Annotated in this window: 19 protein-coding genes; 11 read left to right on the forward strand and 8 right to left on the reverse strand. The window is 61.0% G+C overall.

Features of this window, described 5'->3' with window-relative positions; all coding sequences use genetic code 11:
- The first annotated feature begins 107 nt into the window (after positions 1–107).
- Both OHJ17_RS12870 and map read left to right on the forward strand, forming a co-directional pair.
- Positions 108–326: a ParD-like family protein gene (locus tag OHJ17_RS12870; protein WP_002904808.1), complete on the forward strand. Its 219-nt coding sequence runs from the start codon at positions 108–110 to the stop codon at positions 324–326.
- Complete coding sequence (gene map / locus OHJ17_RS12875; RefSeq protein WP_004179825.1) at positions 307–1,089, forward strand: type I methionyl aminopeptidase; 783 nt, start codon at positions 307–309, stop codon at positions 1,087–1,089. Before OHJ17_RS12870 ends, map begins: the two co-directional genes overlap by 20 nt.
- A gap of 220 nt (positions 1,090–1,309) precedes the next feature.
- On the opposite strand, the gene OHJ17_RS12880 is transcribed toward map, so the two are convergent.
- Positions 1,310–1,597: a hypothetical protein gene (locus OHJ17_RS12880; RefSeq protein WP_004176193.1), complete on the reverse strand. Its 288-nt coding sequence runs from the start codon at positions 1,595–1,597 to the stop codon at positions 1,310–1,312.
- A 444-nt stretch (positions 1,598–2,041) separates the two neighbouring features.
- Here OHJ17_RS12880 and OHJ17_RS12885 point away from each other — a divergent pair, with 444 nt between their 5' ends.
- From OHJ17_RS12885 to OHJ17_RS12905, 5 genes are all read left to right on the forward strand, one after another.
- Positions 2,042–2,605 (forward strand): fimbrial protein, encoded by a 564-nt coding sequence (locus tag OHJ17_RS12885; RefSeq protein ID WP_004143457.1) that lies wholly within the window; start codon positions 2,042–2,044, stop codon positions 2,603–2,605.
- 77 nt (positions 2,606–2,682) lie between these two features.
- Positions 2,683–3,378, forward strand: a complete 696-nt coding sequence (locus OHJ17_RS12890) for a fimbrial biogenesis chaperone (RefSeq protein ID WP_032433101.1) — start codon at positions 2,683–2,685, stop codon at positions 3,376–3,378.
- Between the two features lie 15 nt (positions 3,379–3,393).
- Entirely contained in the window at positions 3,394–5,895 is a 2,502-nt protein-coding gene (locus OHJ17_RS12895; protein WP_032433099.1) for a fimbria/pilus outer membrane usher protein, read from the forward strand.
- Entirely contained in the window at positions 5,883–6,887 is a 1,005-nt protein-coding gene (locus OHJ17_RS12900; RefSeq protein ID WP_032433097.1) for a fimbrial protein, read from the forward strand. The genes OHJ17_RS12895 and OHJ17_RS12900 overlap by 13 nt, the downstream gene beginning before the upstream one ends.
- 141 nt (positions 6,888–7,028) lie before the next feature.
- Positions 7,029–8,321 carry a glycoside hydrolase family 10-like protein gene (locus OHJ17_RS12905; protein ID WP_002904794.1) on the forward strand — a complete coding sequence of 431 codons (1,293 nt, stop codon included), beginning with the start codon at positions 7,029–7,031 and terminating at the stop codon, positions 8,319–8,321.
- A gap of 16 nt (positions 8,322–8,337) precedes the next feature.
- Here the strand turns inward: OHJ17_RS12905 and OHJ17_RS12910 are convergent, their stop codons facing one another.
- The 5 genes from OHJ17_RS12910 to OHJ17_RS12930 form a co-directional block, all read right to left on the reverse strand.
- Entirely contained in the window at positions 8,338–9,660 is a 1,323-nt protein-coding gene (locus OHJ17_RS12910; protein WP_002904792.1) for a type II toxin-antitoxin system HipA family toxin, read from the reverse strand.
- Positions 9,660–9,926, reverse strand: a complete 267-nt coding sequence (gene hipB / locus OHJ17_RS12915) for a type II toxin-antitoxin system antitoxin HipB (protein WP_002904790.1) — start codon at positions 9,924–9,926, stop codon at positions 9,660–9,662. Before hipB ends, OHJ17_RS12910 begins: the two co-directional genes overlap by 1 nt.
- 385 nt (positions 9,927–10,311) lie before the next feature.
- Positions 10,312–10,638, reverse strand: coding sequence for a hydroxyisourate hydrolase (gene uraH / locus OHJ17_RS12920; protein ID WP_002904788.1), 327 nt, complete (start codon positions 10,636–10,638; stop codon positions 10,312–10,314).
- Positions 10,635–11,135 carry a 2-oxo-4-hydroxy-4-carboxy-5-ureidoimidazoline decarboxylase gene (uraD, locus tag OHJ17_RS12925; protein WP_032433095.1) on the reverse strand — a complete coding sequence of 167 codons (501 nt, stop codon included), beginning with the start codon at positions 11,133–11,135 and terminating at the stop codon, positions 10,635–10,637. Before uraD ends, uraH begins: the two co-directional genes overlap by 4 nt.
- Positions 11,113–12,492 carry a nucleobase:cation symporter-2 family protein gene (locus OHJ17_RS12930; RefSeq protein WP_032433093.1) on the reverse strand — a complete coding sequence of 460 codons (1,380 nt, stop codon included), beginning with the start codon at positions 12,490–12,492 and terminating at the stop codon, positions 11,113–11,115. Before OHJ17_RS12930 ends, uraD begins: the two co-directional genes overlap by 23 nt.
- A gap of 345 nt (positions 12,493–12,837) precedes the next feature.
- On the opposite strand from OHJ17_RS12930, the gene hpxO reads away from it, so the two are divergent.
- Positions 12,838–13,992, forward strand: a complete 1,155-nt coding sequence (gene hpxO, locus OHJ17_RS12935) for an FAD-dependent urate hydroxylase HpxO (RefSeq protein WP_002904783.1) — start codon at positions 12,838–12,840, stop codon at positions 13,990–13,992.
- Here the strand turns inward: hpxO and hpxR are convergent.
- Positions 13,973–14,896: a LysR family hpxDE operon transcriptional regulator HpxR gene (hpxR, locus tag OHJ17_RS12940; protein ID WP_002904781.1), complete on the reverse strand. Its 924-nt coding sequence runs from the start codon at positions 14,894–14,896 to the stop codon at positions 13,973–13,975. The genes hpxO and hpxR overlap by 20 nt on opposite strands.
- Positions 14,897–15,021: 125 nt before the next feature.
- On the opposite strand from hpxR, the gene hpxD reads away from it, so the two are divergent.
- Positions 15,022–16,059: a molybdenum cofactor-independent xanthine hydroxylase subunit HpxD gene (hpxD, locus tag OHJ17_RS12945; protein ID WP_002904779.1), complete on the forward strand. Its 1,038-nt coding sequence runs from the start codon at positions 15,022–15,024 to the stop codon at positions 16,057–16,059.
- Between the two features lie 11 nt (positions 16,060–16,070).
- Positions 16,071–17,045, forward strand: coding sequence for a molybdenum cofactor-independent xanthine hydroxylase subunit HpxE (gene hpxE, locus OHJ17_RS12950; protein ID WP_032433090.1), 975 nt, complete (start codon positions 16,071–16,073; stop codon positions 17,043–17,045).
- On the opposite strand, the gene OHJ17_RS12955 is transcribed toward hpxE, so the two are convergent.
- On the reverse strand, positions 17,022–18,260 hold the full coding sequence (locus OHJ17_RS12955) for an MFS transporter (RefSeq protein ID WP_032420035.1): 1,239 nt from the start codon (positions 18,258–18,260) through the stop codon (positions 17,022–17,024). The two genes, hpxE and OHJ17_RS12955, sit on opposite strands and share 24 nt — an antisense overlap.
- Before the next feature lie 105 nt (positions 18,261–18,365).
- Between OHJ17_RS12955 and OHJ17_RS12960 the strand changes: the two genes are divergently transcribed.
- Complete coding sequence (locus OHJ17_RS12960; protein ID WP_004184016.1) at positions 18,366–19,310, forward strand: AraC family transcriptional regulator; 945 nt, start codon at positions 18,366–18,368, stop codon at positions 19,308–19,310.
- Position 19,311: the final 1 nt, after the last annotated feature.

Consider the following 19,311-nt stretch of genomic DNA (forward strand, 5'->3'; position numbering starts at 1 on the left):
TGGTCGGGCTTTTTTGCATGGTGCTCGCCATCCACGCCACAAAATGCCAAGGACATCCCGCGCTGGATTGTATACGATGTATATACGAATCATTACGGTATATATCTATGGGAATCGTCAAAATCTCCGATCTGCTGCACGATGATATTCGTGATGCCAGCAAAGCCATGTCCCGCTCCGTCAATGCCCAGGCGGAATACTGGATCCGTCTGGGCATGATGAGCGAACTCTACCCTGAGCTTAACCACCAGCAGATCAAACTGCTGATGCTGAAATCCGGCTCTGACCGTCTGCTGGAGGTGATCAATGCCATCAATAATCATTAAAACCGCCGACGAACTCGCCCGGCAGCGCCATGCCGGCCAGCTGCTGGCGTCAGTGTTTGATATGCTGGATACTTTTATCGTTCCCGGCGTAACGACGATGGCGATTAACGATCGAGTGGAAGATTTTATCGTCAACCAGCTGCACGCCCGCCCGGCCAGCAAGGGGCAATACGATTTTCCCTATGTGTTGAACACTTCCATTAACGATGTGGTGTGCCACGGGATCCCCAAAGCGACCGAACATCTGCGCTCCGGGATGATTGTTAACGTCGATATCACCCTCGAGAAAGCGGGCATGATTGCCGACTCCAGTAAGATGTACCTGATAGGCGATGTCTCCCCGCTGGCCCGCCGGCTGGTAAAGACTACCTATGAAGCGATGTGGAAAGGCATTGAGGTGGTGAAGCCTGGCGCGACGCTGGGCGATATTGGCCACGCTATTCAGCGCTGGGTGGAGGAACATGGCTATAGCGTGGTCAGAGAATATTGCGGTCACGGCGTCGGTCAGGAAATGCATGAGGAACCGCAGGTGCTGCATTACGGCCGCCCCGGAGAAGGCGCCGTGCTGCAGGAAGGCATGGTGTTCACCATTGAGCCGATGGTCAACCAGGGCGACAGCCGTATCAAAACCAAAAAAGATGGCTGGACGGTGGTTACCCGCGATAAAAAACTCTCCGCGCAATGGGAGCACACCGTGGCCGTCACCGCCAACGGTTTTGAGGTGCTGACGTTACGCGACGATGAACAGTCTCGGATCCGCTGAGTTGCTTCCCTTTCTCTATGACGGTGGGCCGCTTTCCGATCCCGGAGCTCGCTTGGGCGCCAGACGACACCTGATTCTGCCGCCGGGCGGCGGCAATAATTGTTTTCATGAATGATTTGCTGCGCGCGCGTCTGCCCGCTGGTGATGCGCGCATAAACCGCACAACGGTTTATCCTTTACCTCCTTGCATCAGCTTATTCTTCATTGCCTTTATCCCGCCTTAGCGATAGCGAATAATGACATCCGCTTCACTATGCTGCGCATTTCGCCAGTGAATACTGACCTCACCACGATTGTCCGGCATGGCGTAGCGAGGACGGTTGTTTGTCAAGGCGACCTGTTCCGGTGAATGGTGCTGGCACGAGACATCGATACGATCGTGCCGGGGGGCGATAACACAGGCCGGATTGATGACCCGTCCTGAAAAATGAACCTGGCCGGAAAGCGCAGCAGACGACGCCAGCGGCGCCAGGCACAGACATAGCAGAGCGAGACGGAATGGAGACATAGCAATCTTCCTTGATAACGGGTGACACTGCGCGGCACAGCATCGTTTCTGTGCCCTACAACCTGCGGCTTCCTGCCGTCACTCCACGCTACTGCAAAATAGCGGCAGCGTAAATGATTATTCCGGGCCACCCGGTCAACTGCCGGGAATAACAGCAACTTTTTCGTAAAATTTGCTCAGAACAGTTATCTCCCGGAAATAATGCATTATACGTATGGGACTCTTTTTAATATTTAATGAGATTATACTTACACCAAAAAATAAATAATGTTACAGCTTAACACATCTTATCAATGGGCCTTTACGATGTTCTCCGTATAATCCCGCCCCCGACGGTAATATACATTAGCGATGCTTACCGTTTTTTGTGAACAGAAATAAAAAACATGCTTTAAAAATGTTAAACGCTTTTGTTAACTTGTGATTATTTAATAAGGTTTGAGTATGAAAGAAAAAGGCACCCTGCTGGTTGTTGGTTCACTGCTGGCCTTAAGTCTGGCTACTGTGACCACCGCCCGCGCGGCGGGTACACTGAATTTCACCGGTAAAATTATTAACGAGTCCTGCCAGATCGCCAATAACGGTGGCGATGTTAATGTCGATTTTGGCAACGTCGATATGTCGGCGCTGAAATCCCATGAAGCGAAAACCGCAGAAACGCCGTTCACCATCAACCTCACCGGCTGCCCACTGGCGCAGAACATCAGTATCAGCCTGGAAGGTACTCCGGACACCAACGCTAACGGCACCAGCGCCGCCGTGCTGGCGCTCTCTGACGCCGCGGATACCGCCAAAGGGGTGGGCATTGAAGTCTTCTCTTCCCCTGACGGCTCAACGGAAGGCACTCAGCTGACCTTTGACAAGCAGAGCAAAACGGCGGTTTCGCAAGCCGACGAAAACGGTGATATTGCATTTAACTTTATTGCCGATCTGAAGAGCGATTCCTCACAGGATGTCACTGCCGGCAATATTAATGCCACGGCCAATATTGATATTGTGTACGAATAGAATGTCCTGATTGCCACTTTTCCAAGGGCAGCGTCCCCCTGCCCTTATTCTCATTCCTCGTGACCGGATCCTCAATTATGCAGTGTTATAAAGCGGCTTTTATCCTGAGCCTTCTCTTTTGCCCGTTCCTGGCGTCTGCCGCCGGGGTTGCCATTGCCGGCACTCGTGTCATTTATAATGAACAAAGCCATGAGGCAGACATCACGGTAAAAAACACCAATCCTCACGATCCGGTGCTTATTCAGAGCTGGGTAGGCGATCTGGCTGATAATAATAAATCACCGTTTATCGTCACCCCGCCATTGTTCCGTCTGGATGCCGGAGACAGCAACGATCTGCGCGTGTTATTAACCTCGGCGCAACTGCCAAACGATCGGGAAAGTTTGTTCACCCTGAATATCAAAGTGATTCCTGCCAATACCGCGCCGGCTGGCGAGAACATTCTGCAATTTGCTATTAAGAATCAACTGAAGCTCATTTATCGCCCGGCAGGGCTCCCTGGCTCGGCGCTCGACGCGGCGCAGCACCTGCGCTGGCGGGTCAGCGGCAACCACCTGCAGGCGGAGAATGCCTCCCCCTATTATGTGACTATCACCACGCTCACCTGCGCGGGCCAGAACCAGAAAACGCCGCTTGAGCGCAGCGTGATTGCTCCTCACAGCCGTGAAGAGTATTCCCTCCCCGGCGAGGCCTGCGCCCGCGAGGTGAGCTGGCGCACTCTGGATGACTTTGGCGCTGTGCAGACGTTTAGCGCCCCCGTTTCGGCGCAATAAGCGTCTGATGTCGCGATGCGCCACGGCCCGGCTCATACCGTTACCGTCGTCAGCCTCTCCATCCTGCTGGGCGGACAGAGCGCGCTCTTGCACGCCCAGGCGACCTTTAATATGGATCTGCTGGAGAAAAACGACCATTTGCCGGCAGTGGATCTGCAACGCTTCAATCAGCAGGCGGGCCAGCCGCCAGGCGCCTATCCGGTGAGCTGGCAGGTCAACGGCGTCACGCTGGACGCCCGTAAGACCGTCACGTTTCGCCAGAACGATCGCGGACAGCTCATGCCCTGCCTTAAGCCGGAAGATCTGCTGCAGGCCGGAGTTAACCCGGCCGTGCTGTCCCAGGCGCCCGGCGCAACGTCCCGCTCATGTCCCGAACTCAACGCGCTGCTGCCGGGCAGCACGGTCAATTTCGATTTTGCTCATCAGCGGCTGTTAATGACCATTCCTCAGGCGCTGATGACGCACCGGGCGAGGGATAATGTTCCCTCTGCGCTGTGGGACGAAGGTATTAGCGCCTTTCAGAGTAACTATCGTTATTCAGGCGCCAGCCAGCGTACCCGCGAGGGCAGCACCGAGCGCGATAACTATCTGATGTTGAAAAGCGGCGTGAACGTCGGCGCCTGGCGCCTGCGCGCCAGCAATAGCCTGACCGCCAACAGCGATGATAAGCCCCAGTGGACGACCAGCGGCGCCTGGCTTGAGCGCGACCTGACGCGCTGGCAGAGTGAACTGACCCTCGGGGATACCTTCACGTCGGGCGATGTGTTTGACGCGGTACAGTTTCAGGGAATATCCCTCGCCTCCAGCGATGCGATGCTCCCGGACTCGCAGAAAGGTTTTGCCCCGACCATCCGCGGGATTGCCAGAACCAACGCCCAGGTCACGGTTCGGCAAAATGGCTACGTGCTGTATCAAACCTACGTCACCCCCGGCGCGTTCGTGATTGACGATCTTTATCCCACCGCCAGCAGCGGCAATCTTGAGGTTGCCGTCAAAGAGTCGGATGGCGAAATCCGCCGCTTCACCCAGCCGTATGCTTCGGTGACCAGCATGCAGCGCGAAGGCAGCCTGAAATACAACCTGGTCGCCGGGCGCTACCATAGCGACGATGCCAGCCAGCGGCCGTTGATGATGCAGCTGTCGCTGATGCGCGGGTTCGCCCATAACCTGACGCTGTTTGGCGGACTGCAGAGCGCGGCGCAATACCATAACCTCTCGCTCGGCGCAGGACAGGGGCTGGGAGAAGCCGGGGCGCTCTCGCTGCAGCTGTTAAACGCCCGCGACCGGCACCAGCAGGATCCTATCGATGGCCGGGCCTGGCAGCTCCAGTACAGCAAAGGTTTTGATCGTCTTGGCACGCAGTTCACCTTCACCGGCTGGCGTTATTCGCATCAGCGCTATGCCACGCTGAGCGAGGCGTTTTCCAGCCCGGGTAGCGAAGACGACCTGCAGGATAGCGACAACAAAAAAGCAACCCTGCAAATCACCGCCAGCCAGAGCCTGCCGTACGATATCACCCTCTATCTGAGCCTCGACCAGGACAGCTACTGGTCAGGGGGCGCCTCACAGCGTACCGCCAATATGGGGATCAGCAGCCAGGTTCACGGTATCGCGTGGTCGCTCAGCTACAGCGACTCCCGCAGCAGCCACGGTGACGAGGAGGATGACGAGCCGCATTCCGACAAAGTGGTGACATTGTCACTTTCCGTGCCGTTGAGCCACCTGCTGCCGGGGAGCTATGCCGGCTATACCCTGACCTCCTCCCGCCACAGCGTTGGCAGTCAGATGGTCAGCCTCAACGGCACATTGCTGGACAATCACGCGCTTAGCTACGCCGTCAGCCAAACCCGCGATCGGCAAAACGGGTCCAGCGGCAGCCTGACGGCCGGGTACAGCAGTGGAAGAGGCGATCTGAATCTCGGCTACAGCCACGATTCGCAGGCCGCTCGTCTGAACTACGGCGCCAGCGGGGGCATTCTGATTCACCGCCACGGGGTAGTCTTTACACCGGAAATGAATGGCGCTGTCGTCCTGATTGACGCCGGTGGCGCCGGGGGTGTGACCCTCGCCAACCAGAAAACCATCGCCACCAATGGTGACGGGTACGCCGTGCTGCCCTTCGCCACCGCCTATCACCGCAACGACGTGTCTCTCGACAGCCATTCGCTGCCGGAGAATGTGGATCTGGCCAACAGCACCGTGACGCTGGTCCCTACCAAAGACGCGGTGGTTCTGGCGCGCTTTCACACCCACGTTGGCTATAAGGCGCTGTTTACGCTGCAGTCGCGGGGACAACCGCTGCCCTTTGGCAGCGAAGTACGCGCTAAGGACACCAACAGCATCGTTGCCAGCGAGGGTCAGGTGTACCTGGCCGGCCTGGCGCCAAAAGGCACCCTGTATGCGCAATGGGGGCCAGGCCCTCAGCAGCGCTGTAGCGCCCGCTACGATCTCACCCCGACGCTGGCGCAGACCCCCCATCCACTCATCTTACAGCAGACGTTATCATGTCCTTTTTAACTCTCCTGCGTCGGGTCGCCCTGACGCTGTTATTTATTCTGTTACCGGCCGCCAGCGGATGGGCCTGTACGCCAGTGTTTGTCCGCGGCCAGGCCTCCCCCCTTCGGCTGAACGTGGGGCAGCTCACGGTTCCGGCTGACGCCAGACCCGGCACCCCGCTGTATCATAAAAGTTTCGCCTGGAACCGCCTTAGCGACGGCGGCGAACAGTGGATCCGCTGCGCGGACGATCCGCACGGGCTGTCACCGCTGCTGCTGGACAGTCTGCTGTCCGGGGGAGTGACGCGACCGACGGTTTATCAAACTAACCTCGCCGGCATTGGCGTTCGCGTATCGCTGCGCGCTATCGGCGGCTATGGCGGCTTTCCTGACCGGCCGACGCCCTCGCCGTTTAGCCAACGGGTGGACAATCCCGCCGCCTTGCCCGATGCGGTGTGGAAACTGGGCTATTTCCGCCTGACGATTGAGCTCATTAAAACCGGTCCCGCGGCGACGCCGGGCGAGCTTGAGTATCACAGCGAGCGCTTTTTAATGGCGGAGCATACCCCGCTGGCCGCGTTAGACTTAACCGGCAGGATCAGCACCGCGGGATGTTCAGTGAATGACGCCACGCCAGCCCTGATCAAGCTCCCTGCGGCGATGCTTGACCACTTCGGCGGCGTCGGCAAAACCACCGGCGACACCCCTTTCGCGCTGCAGCTGGATTGCAACAGCGCGGTCACGATTTCCCTGCTAGTTGACGGCGCGGAGCCCCTCACCGCCCGGGGGCATGGCGTTCTGCGCAATGACGCCACCGACGATCGGGCGCAGGGTATTGGCGTGCAGTTGCTTTACCATCGTCAGCCGGTCGTACTGAATCATGAGATGACGCTGGGCAGCGCGAGCGCGGGCCGGTTTACCCTGCCGCTCACTGCCCGCTACTACCAGACACGTTCCCGGATCACCGCCGGCCAGGTGTCGGCCGTCGCGACCTATACCTTGCATTATGACTAGGCGATGGCGAACCGACGGATGAAGCGGATGAAGGAATTGCTCTGACCGGCGAATAGTAAGAGAATAGCGCCTACACGCGACGATCTGAGTACACGGGAGTTCATCATCAGCCATTCTCGTCGATTCCCCTTAGCCAGCAAAGTGGCGCTGGCAGGCGCGGCGCTCATCGCCGCTGGCATGCTGTTCAGCTGCACCAGTAAAGCCCCTAAATCCCTTGTCACGCCGCCGAACGCTGCCGCCGTCAAAGCCGGGCAGGCGCACCGGGAGCCGGTGCGCGGCGTGTGGCTCACCACCGTTTCGCGCCTTGACTGGCCGCCGGTCGGGTCGATTATCGCCAGCACGCCGGAGAGCCGCATCACGCAGCAGAAGCTGGCGCTGATCGCTAAACTCGATAACCTGCAGCGCCTGGGGATCAACACCGTCTTTTTCCAGGTGAAACCGGACGGTACGGCGCTCTGGCGGTCTGATATTCTGCCGTGGTCCGATATGCTGACCGGCAAAATCGGCGAATATCCTGGCTACGATCCGCTGCAGTTTATGCTGGATGAAGCGCACAAGCGCGGCATGAAGGTTCACGCGTGGTTTAACCCCTATCGCGTCTCGGTCAACACCAAACCGTCGACGATTGCCGAGCTGAACAACACCCTCACCCAGGTACCGGCCAGCGTGTTCGTCCTGCACCGTAACTGGATCCGCACCGCCAGCGATCGCTTTGTTCTCGACCCGGGCATTCCCGAAGCGCGTGACTGGATCACCAGCATCGTCGCTGAAGTGGTGCAGAACTACCCGATTGACGGCGTGCAGTTCGACGACTATTTCTATACCGAAACCGCCTCTTCCCCGCTTAACGACAACGAGACTTTCCGCCGTTACGGGCAGGGCTATGCCTCGAAGGGCGACTGGCGGCGGCATAACACCCAGCAGCTCATAGCCCAGGTTTCCACCACCATCAAAAAGCTCAATCCGAACGTCGAGTTTGGCGTGAGCCCGGCCGGGGTGTGGCGCAACCGCTCGCACGATCCGGCGGGGTCGGATACCCGGGGCGCGGCCGCCTATGATGAATCCTATGCCGATACCCGCAGCTGGGTGCAGCAGGGACTGCTCGACTACATCGCGCCGCAGATCTACTGGCCGTTTGCCCGCGATGCCGCGCGCTATGATGTGCTGGCCAACTGGTGGGCCGAGGTGGTTAAACCGACGCATACCCGGCTGTATATCGGCGTGGCGCTGTACAAGGTGGGTGAACCGTCCAAAAACGAGCCTGACTGGACGGTGGATGGCGGCGTGCCGGAGCTGAAAAAGCAGCTCGATCTCAATGAGACTCTGCCGCAGATCCAGGGCACCATCTTGTTCCGCGAAAACAACCTCAATCAGCCGCAAACCCGGCAGGCGGTTAACTATTTGCGCAGCCGCTGGGGGCAGCCGCAGAGCTAGCCGCCAGCCGGCTCTGCTATAGCGCCTGCAGCCCTTGCTGCAGGCGGGCGTGCAGCTTCAGCATGTTCTCTGTAATGGCCTGCCAGACGTGGCTGGAAAAGTCCGCCGGCAGCGTCCGGCGAGCGCTTTCGATTGCCTGCGGCACATGCCCGGCAAACTCCTGGAGGATCGCCAGCATCTGCTCCCGGGGAAAGTTCACCGCTTTGGCCGTCGCCAGAAAATGACGCGGATAGATGGCGTTAATCTCTGTTTTACGCCCTTTTGTGGCATTGAGCCCCATCGACAGCTTCAGATCGCGCAGATGCAGTCCCGTGCCGCCCAGCACCGGAAACGCCGAAATAATGTCGTAGAACGGTGTTAAGCGGTAGCTGCCGCCGGGCAACAGGTAAATTGAGAAGTTTTTTGCGTGACCGTCCGTCGCCCCCGTCAGCCACTGGAAGACCATGAACTTCATAAAGTCATAGCGATCTTTCAGCGCTTCACTCGAGCCCAGCAGAAAGGTCATGATCGCGGCGATACCCGGCCCGCCGTCAGACTCATATTTCATCGCTGAAGGAAGACCAAAAGCCTGACACAGATCCTCCTGCGGCAGACGCAGCAGCACCCGTCCCTCCTGCGCCCAGCGCCGGTCGAAGCGGGTTACCGCCAGGGCGCGGATCCGCGGGGTGGTGATGATCTCCGCTTCCGGCACCGCCAGGCCCAGTTCTCTGGCCAGCGCCAGGCACAGATACTCATTATCCACGCTTTCACGCAGATCCAGCGTCGCATTGGGCTGCTTGATCTCGCCGATGGGCAGCTTAATGATATGCGTGGTCGGCGTGGCGCCCTGCGGAATACACCACTGCTCGCCCATCCGCAGCAGCGCCGTTTTCTCCTGGGCGCCGGCCACCGAGATACGGAAATCGTCCTGGCTGGTAATCATCCCGAGGGGGATATCCGACTGGTAAGCGGTCAGCAAAGCGGTGAGCTGCGCCTCGTCCAGCGTCTGCCAGCGTAATCCTTCCAGGTGCGCCTCTTCCCCCGGCGGCAGGAGGGTCACCGCCCCTACGCTATCCCGCCCGACTTCGGCCAGCAGATCGAACGGCTGCTTCGAGCGCGCCTGATAGCGCCTGACGATCCGGTCGCGGACCTGCGGGCTGTCGGGCAGCAGGTTATCAAAATAGTGATACACCGCGTCGGCAGTGATATTGCCATACTGCAGCGGCAGTGAGAGGGAGAGCGGTCTGGCGCGCGGGCTGCGCAGCCACTCTTCGTCATAGCGAAAACTGTGCGCCCCGTTAGCCTGGCGGGTTAAGGTTCCCACGCGCACATTGTTCATCCAGGTGGTAAGCGTCGCCATTACCAGTCAAGGTCCGTGTTGTTATCGGGAGCCGGCGCCGTCTCAGCAGCTTTGGCGTTCAGCGTCATCACCACCCCCAGCGACTGGAGGATCTTAAACAGCGTGGTTAAGGTGGTTTTGTCGGGGTGATTTTCAAAATTGGACAGCGTGGCCTGCTTAATGCCGATCCGCCTGGCCAGCGCATCCTGGGTCCAGTGGTTCTGCTGGCGCAGCAGCTTCAGGTAATTGGCCAGCTGCACGGGACTGTATATCTGCGGGGAATTCATCGCCTTGTTCCTCACCATCATTTATCCCCCTGTCGGGATAAACTTGGTTTTATACCCTACAGGGGATAATGTCAAGGATATCCCCTGGTGGGGATAAGAGAATAATTATCCTTGTGTGGGGATAAAACAGGAAGGATGATCGCCGGAGCCACCTGTACATGCCCGGTGGCGGCTGCGCCTTACCGGGCCTACGGGCTGTCTCTGCCCGCTCCGTAACGATCCAGGCCGGGCAAGCGCAGCGCCGCCCGGCAGCGGGCAGCCAGCTCTGTTGCCGGTTTAATGCCCGGTGGCGGCTGCGCCTTACCGGGCCTACGGGCTGTCTCTACCCGCTCCGTTACGATCCAGGCCGGGCAAGCGCAGCGCCGCCCGGCAGCGGACAGCCGGCTTAGCTGCCGCGGTAGGTCGACCACCCGCCCGGGGCGATGAGAAACGGCAGATGGAAATGGTCCTCTGCCGCCTCGCCGATAACAAAATCAATCTGCGCCCGGGTAAAGACGCTCTCGCGCCCGGCGCGGGCAAACCACGCCCCGGTTTCCGCTGTTAAGCAATAGCGCCCCGCCGGCAGCGGCGCGGCGCTAAAGGTGGCGATACGCCCCTGGGCGTTGGTCACCAGGTTCGCCAGCGTCTCGCCCTCCCGGCTCAGGCTGACCGTTACGCCTTCTGCCGGCGTACCGGTGGAAATATCCAGAATATGGGTGCTCAGGGTGCTCATTCGCCAATCACTCCTTCCAGTCTTAACATCGTAATCTCTCGCAGCTGGGCAAGCGCCTCGGCCACTTCTTCGTCGGCGGTATGCTGCAGCCGGCGCGTCAGCGCCTGCAACATCTCATCGCCGCTGCGCCCTTTGGCGCGGATTAAAAACACCCGGCCAAAGCGGGCTTCGTAGCGGGCATTCCCCTCCCGCAGGGCCTGCGCGAGCCGCTCATTCTCGCTGTCCACCGCCGACTGCTCCTGGCGCGACAGCGCCGCATGCGCCTGGCCGCCGGTCGGCTTTTCACCGATCCGCGGATGGGCGCTGAGCGCCGCGTTCAGCTCGTCCTCTCCCCAGTTAGCCATCGCCTCCCGGGCGGCCTGCAGCAGCGCATGGCGGCTGGCGAAAGGTCGCAAGCTCACCAGCGTCTCGCCCCAGGCCGGGATCGCCACGCAGGGGGCCAGCAGCCCCGCCGCCTCATCTTTGCTCAGGCTGTTAAACTGACTCAGCGCGATCATCCTGACTCCTTAACGATTTCGTCGCCGCCTGCTCCTGCGGCAGAATAAGGTTCAGCGCTATCGCTACCAGCCCACCGCTGGTGGCTGCCGAACCGAACAGATCGCCGACCATCGGCGGAAAATGGCTGAGAAACGCCGGCACCGACTCCACGCCAAGACCCGCGCCAAACGCCAGCCCCACGATCAGCACATCGCGACGGCTCAGCGGGGTCTGGGTAATAATCCGGATCCCGGCCGCCACCACGCAGCCAAACATCACCATCGTGGCGCCCCCCAGCACCGGCGCCGGGATCTGCCGCAGCAGTTCGCCCACCGGGGGAAACAGCCCGAGCAGGATCAGAATCACGCCAATGTAGCGTCCGACATAGCGGCTGGCCACCCCGGTCATCTGGATCACGCCGTTGTTCTGCGCGAAGGTGGTGTTCGGAAAAGCACAGAGCATGGCGGCCACCATACAGCTGACGCCATCCGCCAGGATACCGCCCTTCAGCCGGTTACGGAAAGCGCGATCGTCAACAGACTGTTGCGAAATCAGCGAGTTGGCCGTCAGATCGCCCACCGCCTCCAGAATACAGACCAGCGACACCAGGGCGACCGGCAGAAATATCGCGCTGTTAAACTGAAAGCCGAACGGAAACAGCGTCGGCAGGCGAAACAGGGTGTCGCCCAGGCTGTGAAGATGGAACTGACCGCTCAGCCCCGCTGCGATGCAGCCCACGGCAATGCCCACCACCACCGAGGAGAGCCGCAGCCAGCGGTTTTTGGCGCAGCTCAGCAGGACGATAACCCCGAGGGTGCCCGCCCCGAGCGCGATGTTGCTCATGCTGGCGAAATCCTCTGCCTTTTCCCCACCGCACCAGTTGATGACGCTGACCTTGATCAGGCTGATGCCGATCAGCGCAATCACGCTGCCGGTAATGATGGGAGTAAAGATTTTCTTCAGCGGTTCGATAAAGCGGCTGACAATCACCGGCACCAGAGCGGCGACAAAGTTAACGCCAAACAGCATCGCCATCATATCCTGCGGCCCGCCGCCCTGCGCTTTTACCCACATCCCTCCGGCCACCGTCACGCCGAGGAAGGCAAAACTGGTGCCCTGCATGCAGATCATCCCGGCGCCGATGCCCCATACCCGATTGGACTGCAGAAAAGTGCCAATGCCCGAGGCCAGCAGCGACATACTGATGAGATACGGCAGCCAGTCGCCAAGCCCGAGGGTAGCGCCGATGATCAGCGGCGGCGTGATGATCCCCACCAGGCCCGCCAGCACATGCTGGAGAGCGCTGAAAAAGGCCGGAAGCGGTGGGATCCGCTGTTCAAGGCCGTAAAGCAGGCCACTGTGATGTTTGTCAGACATAGTGATATCCCGTAGCAAAGAGAAGTGCATGGGCTAGTGCACAAAGCAGGCCAGAGACGATAAAAGGGCACCAATAAATTTATTATCACTCCAAAATCATCAACTTAGATTACGCTCGTGATGCATCACCCCTCTCCGCTGCTGAACCAGGCGTCTGAAACGATAGATTCTTAATGCAACATACAGAAACTTTTGATTCATAAAAAGGCAACCAATACCTCATATTGCACCGATGCGGTGCGTCATGAGCCATCGCTGTGCCTCAGGCAGGCGGTTTTCCTCCCTCCGGCGAACTGGTACGCAAATTGCTGTAGTCAGTCACAACATCGGGAGAAGGAGAAAAAAATGAAAGCAATCGTGATTGGCGCCGGCATCGGCGGTTTAAGCGCGGCAGTGGCGCTCAAACAGTCGGGGATCGACTGCGACGTCTATGAAGCGGTGAAAGAGATCAAACCGGTCGGCGCAGCGATTTCCGTGTGGCCCAACGGCGTGAAGTGCATGGCCCACCTCGGCATGGGCGACATCATGGAGACCTTCGGCGGGCCGCTGCGCCGGATGGCGTATCGTGATTTCCGCAGCGGCGAGAACATGACCCAGTTCAGTCTCGCCCCGCTGATCGAACGCACCGGCAGCCGCCCCTGCCCGGTCTCCCGGGCAGAACTGCAGCGGGAAATGCTGGATTACTGGGGACGGGACAGCGTGCAGTTCGGCAAACGCGTCACCCGCTGTGAAGAAGACGCCGACGGCGTGACGGTATGGTTTACCGACGGCAGCAGCGCCAGCGGCGATCTGCTGATTGCCGCCGACGGCAGCCATTCCGCACTGCGTCCGTGGGTGCTGGGCTTTACCCCGCAGCGCCGCTACGCCGGCTACGTCAACTGGAACGGTCTGGTGGAGATAGATGAAGCGCTGGCGCCCGGCGATCAGTGGACCACCTTTGTCGGCGAAGGCAAGCGCGTCTCGCTGATGCCGGTCTCCGCCGGCCGGTTCTACTTTTTCTTTGATGTGCCGCTTCCGGCGGGTCTGGCGGAGGATCGTGACACCCTGCGCGCTGACCTCAGCCGCTACTTTGCCGGCTGGGCGCCGCCGGTGCAGAAGCTGATCGCCGCCCTCGACCCGCAGACTACCAACCGCATTGAAATCCATGATATCGAACCTTTCAGCCGCCTGGTGCGCGGCCGCGTCGCGCTGCTCGGCGATGCCGGACACAGCACCACCCCGGATATTGGCCAGGGAGGCTGCGCGGCGATGGAAGATGCAGTGGTGCTGGGCGCCGTTTTCCGCCAGACCCGAGATATTGCGGCCGCCCTGCGCGAGTATGAAGCCCAGCGCTGCGACCGGGTTCGTGATCTGGTGCTGAAGGCGCGCAAGCGGTGCGATATTACCCACGGGAAGGATATGCAGCTCACCGAAGCCTGGTACCAGGAGCTGCGTGAGGAGACCGGGGAGCGCATTATCAACGGCATGTGCGACACCATCCTCAGCGGGCCGCTGGGCTGACCGTCGCCATGGATTCGATCACCGCACTCAGCGTCTGAATGGCCATTTGCGCGGGCCGCGAAAGCTGACGCGAGGGCGCAGTACACAGCGCCAGGGTCAGCGGTCGCAACAGCGTACTGCGCAGCGGGACAAAGGCCAGCTGTCCACGCTGGACCTCGTCCAGCACGTCGAGCAGGCTAAGGAGCGTCACGCCGCTGCCGCGTAGCACCAACGACTTGATAAGCCGGATATCATTGCAGCTGATGGTATTCTCCGGCGCAAAGTCATGGTGGCGATAGAGGAGCGCCACCCGCTCATGGACGATCAACGGCGCGCCGGGCACGATATGCCGCTCCAGGCTGAGCTCGCCCAAAGACAGCGCCTTCGCCCCCGCCAGGGGATGGTCCGGACGCATCACAATCCCCACCTCCAGTTCGGCAAAGGCCAGCACGCTGAGTCCAGCCTGCCCCTGCGGATCGAGGATCAGGCCGACGTCCAGGTCCGCCTGACGCACTTTCTGGCTGACGGTGTGGCTGTCAGCCACCTGCAGATCCAGCTCCAGCCACGGCCAGCTGGCGATGATCTCCGCCAGCGCGGCGGCGAAGCCCCCTTCCGCCAGCGCCTGCACCATGCCAACGCTAACGCTTCCGCGCTTCATCCCCTGCAGCTCATCGAATTTCTGCCGCGTCTGGCGAAACTCCTTTTGCCAGCGCAGCAGGTTGTCATACAGCAACTCACCGGCGGTGGTCATCCGCAGTCCCTCCGGCAGGCGCTCGAACAGCGGGGTGCCGAAGGCCTCCTCGGCCTGCAGGATCTGGCGGTTAATCGCCGAGGCGGAAATATGCAGCTGCTCGGCGGCCCGGCGCAGACTGCCGCAGCGGGCCACGGCGATGAAATAGTGCGCGAAACGGGAAAATGGACTCATGGCGCCCCTGTACTCTTTTTTGCAACAGCAGAGTGAATTAATGGTGATGGATGTGAACACCCTAATATGACAACAATAATCTCACAACAATAAAACAATCACCGATGTGAGCAGGAAGAGAAATCATGAAGACAACCACCCCCACGCCCCCCGCCCATTGCACCTTTGACCCGGAAGACTGGCTGCGGCTGGCCCGCTGCTGGCACCCGGTGGCCCGCGCCTGCGATATTGCCGGCGCCCCGGTGAAAGCCACCTTGCTGGACGAACAGCTGGTTATCTATCGTATTAAAGGCCAGGTGGTGGTCGCCCGCGACGTCTGCCCGCACCGCGGGGTGCCGCTGACCCTGGGATTTCATGAAGAGGAAGGTATCGTCTGCCCCTATCATGGCCTGCGCTTTGGCGAGGATGGCCGCTGCAACCGCATCCCCTCCAGTCCGGGGCAACCCATTCCGGCCAAACTGCATCTCACCAGCTTCGCCGTGGAGGAGCGCTACGGGCTGATCTGGACCTGCCTGGCCTGCGATCCGGACAATCCGCCGCCGTTACCGACCATGCCGCACTGGGACGACGCCGGCTTTCAGCAAATCAACTGCCCGGCCTTCGAGGTAAAGGGATTTGCCGGCCGCCAGGTCGAAGGCTTTCTCGATGTCGCCCACTTCGCGTGGATCCACACCGACACCTTCGCCGATCCGGACAACCAGCAGGTGCCGGACTATACCCCGCAGGAGACGCCGTTCGGCTTTGTTGCCGACTACTGGAGCTCGGTGGGCAATTACCCGGCCAGCTCTGATTTCCGCGCGCCGGAAGGGTTCCAGTGGCTGCGTCACTTTGAAATGCATCTGCCGTTCACCGCTACGCTGACCATCCATTTTCCCGCCGACGCCAGGCTGGTGATCATGAACGCCGCCTCGCCGGTGTCGTCCCGGGTGACGCGGATGTTTGCCCCTATTGCCCGCAACTTCGATCTGCACGTGCCGGTGGAAGACGTACATGCGTTCAACCTGCGGGTATTTGAAGAGGACCGCCTGATGGTCGAGACCCAGCGTCCGGAACGGTTGCCGCTGGATCTGACCCTGGAGGCGCATATTCCGGCAGACCGCAGCTCTATCGCCTACCGGCGCGGGCTGAAGAAGATGGGTTTTGGCGATTTCTTTCTGGTATGAGTGGAGGTCATATGCGCGACATACTCCCGGTGGTGGTCGATGGCCTGTGGCGCCAGGGCGCGAAAAACCTGGCCGTTCGTCTGGTGAGCGCCGAGGGGCAACCGCTGCCGGCGTGGACGCCCGGCGCCCATATCGATCTCCATCTTCCCTGCGGGCTGATCCGTCAGTACTCCCTGACCGGCAGCCCGGCCGAACGGGATCGCTATCTGCTCTGCATCGCCCGCGAGTCGCAGTCTCGCGGTGGCTCCCGTTATATTCATGACACCCTGCGCCCGGGACAGCCATTGATGATCTCTGCCCCGCGCAACCACTTTCCGCTGCACGAGGGCGGCCATGTGGTGCTTCTCGCCGCCGGGATCGGCATTACGCCGCTGCTGGCGATGGCCCACGCCCGGGCGGCGGGCGGCGCCAGCTTTACGCTGCACTATTACGTTAGCCGTGCGCAGGAGGCCGCCTTCGCCACCGAGATCGCCCGCCAGCTAGCGGGTGGAATCTGCCAGATCCACTGCTCAGACGAGGGGCAGAGTCCGCGCCAGCGGCTGGCGCAGGATCTGGGGGCTCCGGACGCCGACACCCGGGTCTACTTCTGCGGTCCGCCCGGATTTATGGCCCGGGTTCGCGATACCGCGCGGGCGGCCGGATGGGAGGAGGCGCAATTGCACAGCGAAGCGTTCCAGCCGCCCGCCCCGACGGCGGCGTCGGCGGCGGACGGAACCTTCACCATCACCCTCACCTCCACCGGGGAGCGCTGGCCGGTGCCGGGCGACAAAACCATCGCCCAGGTGCTGCAGGAGCATGGCGTCGCGGTGCCGCTCTCCTGCGAGATGGGGATCTGCGGCGCCTGCCTGACGCCGGTACGCGAGGGAACCGTCGACCACCGGGATACCGTGCAGTCGGAGGCGGAAAAACAGGCCGCAGAGCAGCATATTGCGCTGTGCTGCTCCCGCAGCCTGTCGGCCAATTTAGTTATCGATCTCGCGGGATAAGCGGCCCGTCACCGGCTGGTCGGCGCGGGCGACCGGTTTCACCCGTACGGCGGCGAAGACAATCACCATCGCGCTCAACAGCAGCAGACCGCTGCCGGTGAAGACGCCGCTGGCGCCGTGCAAATCAAACACCGCCCCGCCGCCGGCGGCCCCGGCGCTGATGGCCAGCTGAATAGAGGCGACCAGCAGACCGCCCGCGCTTTCTGCTTCATCCGGCACGGTGGTGGCAAGCCAGGTGGACCAAGCCACCGGCACCAGGCCGAAGGCAAATCCCCACAGGGCGACCAGCAGCCCGGCCAGCACGGTCAGATGGCCAAACGTCACCATCAGCAGCGCCAGAACGCTCATCATCAACGGCACCAGCGCCAGGGTCAGGCGCAGGCTACGGCTCAGCAGATAGCTCGCCACCGAAGTGCCGATAAAGTTAGCGACACCGAAGCCGAGCAATATCAGTGAAACCCCTTCGATACTGGCCTGCGCGACGGTCTCAAGGAACGGCCGCAGGTAGGTAAAGAAGGCGAAATGGCCGCTGAAAATCAGGATCGTCGCCAGCATGCCGCCCAGCATACCGGGACGGCGCAGCACCCTGAACAGCGTGGAGAAGGTCCCGACGCTCTCCGGGCGCATGGAGGGCAGCACCCACAGCTGCCAGAGCAGCGCCAGCAGGCTGGGTATCGCACAGAGAATAAACACGTTGCGCCAGCCGATCAGCTCCCCGAGGTAGCTGCCGAGCGGCGCGGCCACCACCGTGGCGACAGACACCGCGGAAAAGATGATCGCCAGCGCCTTTGGCACATGGGCCGCCGGCACCAGACGCATCGCCGTGGCGGTGGACATCGCCCAGAAGCCGCCGATGGCGATCCCCAACAGCAGACGGCCCAGCAGGAGAAACGCCAGCGAATCGGCAAAAGCGACCATCAGGCTGGAGACTATCTGCAGTACGGAAAAGAACATCAGCACCCAGCGGCGATCGATATTGCGGGTGGCGGTGGCGATCAGCAGGCCGGTAACTAACGCCACCAGCGCCGTCGCGGTGACCGCCTGTCCGGCCATCCCTTCACTGACGCCGAGGCTGCTGGCCATCGGCGTTAACAGGCTGGCGGGCAGAAACTCGGCCACGATCAGGCCGAACACCCCGAGGGCCAGGGCATAGACGGCGCGCCAGGCAGGTTTGGCGGGTGACAGGCTCGCGTCAGCAGCTATGCAGGAACTCATATACAACTCTCCAGGTTTATTAACATCCTGGTCATCTTAGGGACTTACTTTCGGACGATATATGATGCATACTCTTCAGTTATTGATTATTCGTCCGGAATTGCCATGAGCCAGCCTGCCATCGACCTGACCAGCGAACTGTTGCGCGGTATGCGCCTCTCCGGCGTTAACTACCGGCGCATCGAAACCGCACGCCCGTTCGGCGTCGGCTTTAGCGCCGTGGCGGGTAAAGCCCAGTTCCATTTCATCAGCCGCGGGCCGGTGCTGCTGCGCATGGCCAGCGGAGAACAGTTCACCCTCGAGAGCGGCGATGCGCTGTTTATTCCCAACGGCGACGGGCACGCCCTGCTCTCGGATCCGCAGGCCACGGTGGTCAATGTGGCGCAGCTGCCCAGCGAAACGGTGTGCAGCACGGTAAGTTGTATCAACGCTGGCGACCAGCCTGACTGCCCGGAGCGCGCCGTCATTTTCAGCGGTTGTATGGACTTTGAGCTCGGCGGCATGCAGCCGCTGGTCAAGGCCATGCCCGAGGTGATGCGGGTCAGCAGCCTGCTAAACACCTGGCCGGAGATCCAGCCGCTGTTGGTAGCGATGGAGCGGGAATCGCTCACCCGCCAGGCAGGCTATGCCGGGATCCTCGCCCGGCTGGCGGACGTGGTGGCCGCGCTGATTGTCCGCGGCTGGGTAGCGTGCGGGTGCGGCAACGCCACCGGCTGGGTACAGGTCCTGCGCGATCCCCGGCTGGCGAAAGCGATCTACGCCATGCATCAGCGCCCGGGGTTCAACTGGAAAGTGGAAGATCTGGCGCGGGAGGCGGGTCTTTCACGTTCGCTGTTCGCGGAACGTTTTCTCGCCGCCACCGGCACCACCCCCGCCCGCTATCTCACCGAGCTGCGTATGCGGCTGGCGGTGCAGTACATCACCCATGAAGGCCAGGCGCTGGAAAAAGTCGCCTTCAGCCTCGGGTATCAGTCGCTGGCGGCCTTCAGCCGGGCTTTCAAACGCATCACCGGCCAGCCGCCGGGGGCCCTGCGCGCCACGGCACGCTAGA

The organism is Klebsiella sp. KP20-425-1 (genome assembly GCF_025813515.1).
Classification (GTDB): Bacteria; Pseudomonadota; Gammaproteobacteria; order Enterobacterales; family Enterobacteriaceae; genus Klebsiella; species Klebsiella pneumoniae.

Bases quoted from the DNA above. Each gene is read 5' to 3' on its own strand.
- OHJ17_RS12885 (WP_004143457.1), top strand. From the start codon at position 2,042: ATGAAAGAAAAAGGCACCCTGCTGGTTGTTGGTTCACTGCTGGCCTTA.
- uraH (WP_002904788.1), bottom strand. From the start codon at position 10,638: ATGAGCACCCTGAGCACCCATATTCTGGATATTTCCACCGGTACGCCG.
- OHJ17_RS12890 (WP_032433101.1), top strand. From the start codon at position 2,683: ATGCAGTGTTATAAAGCGGCTTTTATCCTGAGCCTTCTCTTTTGCCCG.
- hpxR (WP_002904781.1), bottom strand. From the start codon at position 14,896: ATGAGTCCATTTTCCCGTTTCGCGCACTATTTCATCGCCGTGGCCCGC.
- OHJ17_RS12910 (WP_002904792.1), bottom strand. From the start codon at position 9,660: ATGGCGACGCTTACCACCTGGATGAACAATGTGCGCGTGGGAACCTTA.
- OHJ17_RS12960 (WP_004184016.1), top strand. From the start codon at position 18,366: ATGAGCCAGCCTGCCATCGACCTGACCAGCGAACTGTTGCGCGGTATG.
- OHJ17_RS12870 (WP_002904808.1), top strand. From the start codon at position 108: ATGGGAATCGTCAAAATCTCCGATCTGCTGCACGATGATATTCGTGAT.
- hpxO (WP_002904783.1), top strand. From the start codon at position 12,838: ATGAAAGCAATCGTGATTGGCGCCGGCATCGGCGGTTTAAGCGCGGCA.
- hpxE (WP_032433090.1), top strand. From the start codon at position 16,071: ATGCGCGACATACTCCCGGTGGTGGTCGATGGCCTGTGGCGCCAGGGC.
- OHJ17_RS12880 (WP_004176193.1), bottom strand. From the start codon at position 1,597: ATGTCTCCATTCCGTCTCGCTCTGCTATGTCTGTGCCTGGCGCCGCTG.
- hipB (WP_002904790.1), bottom strand. From the start codon at position 9,926: ATGAATTCCCCGCAGATATACAGTCCCGTGCAGCTGGCCAATTACCTG.
- OHJ17_RS12895 (WP_032433099.1), top strand. From the start codon at position 3,394: ATGCGCCACGGCCCGGCTCATACCGTTACCGTCGTCAGCCTCTCCATC.
- OHJ17_RS12930 (WP_032433093.1), bottom strand. From the start codon at position 12,492: ATGTCTGACAAACATCACAGTGGCCTGCTTTACGGCCTTGAACAGCGG.
- OHJ17_RS12900 (WP_032433097.1), top strand. From the start codon at position 5,883: ATGTCCTTTTTAACTCTCCTGCGTCGGGTCGCCCTGACGCTGTTATTT.
- map (WP_004179825.1), top strand. From the start codon at position 307: ATGCCATCAATAATCATTAAAACCGCCGACGAACTCGCCCGGCAGCGC.
- uraD (WP_032433095.1), bottom strand. From the start codon at position 11,135: ATGATCGCGCTGAGTCAGTTTAACAGCCTGAGCAAAGATGAGGCGGCG.
- OHJ17_RS12955 (WP_032420035.1), bottom strand. From the start codon at position 18,260: ATGAGTTCCTGCATAGCTGCTGACGCGAGCCTGTCACCCGCCAAACCT.
- hpxD (WP_002904779.1), top strand. From the start codon at position 15,022: ATGAAGACAACCACCCCCACGCCCCCCGCCCATTGCACCTTTGACCCG.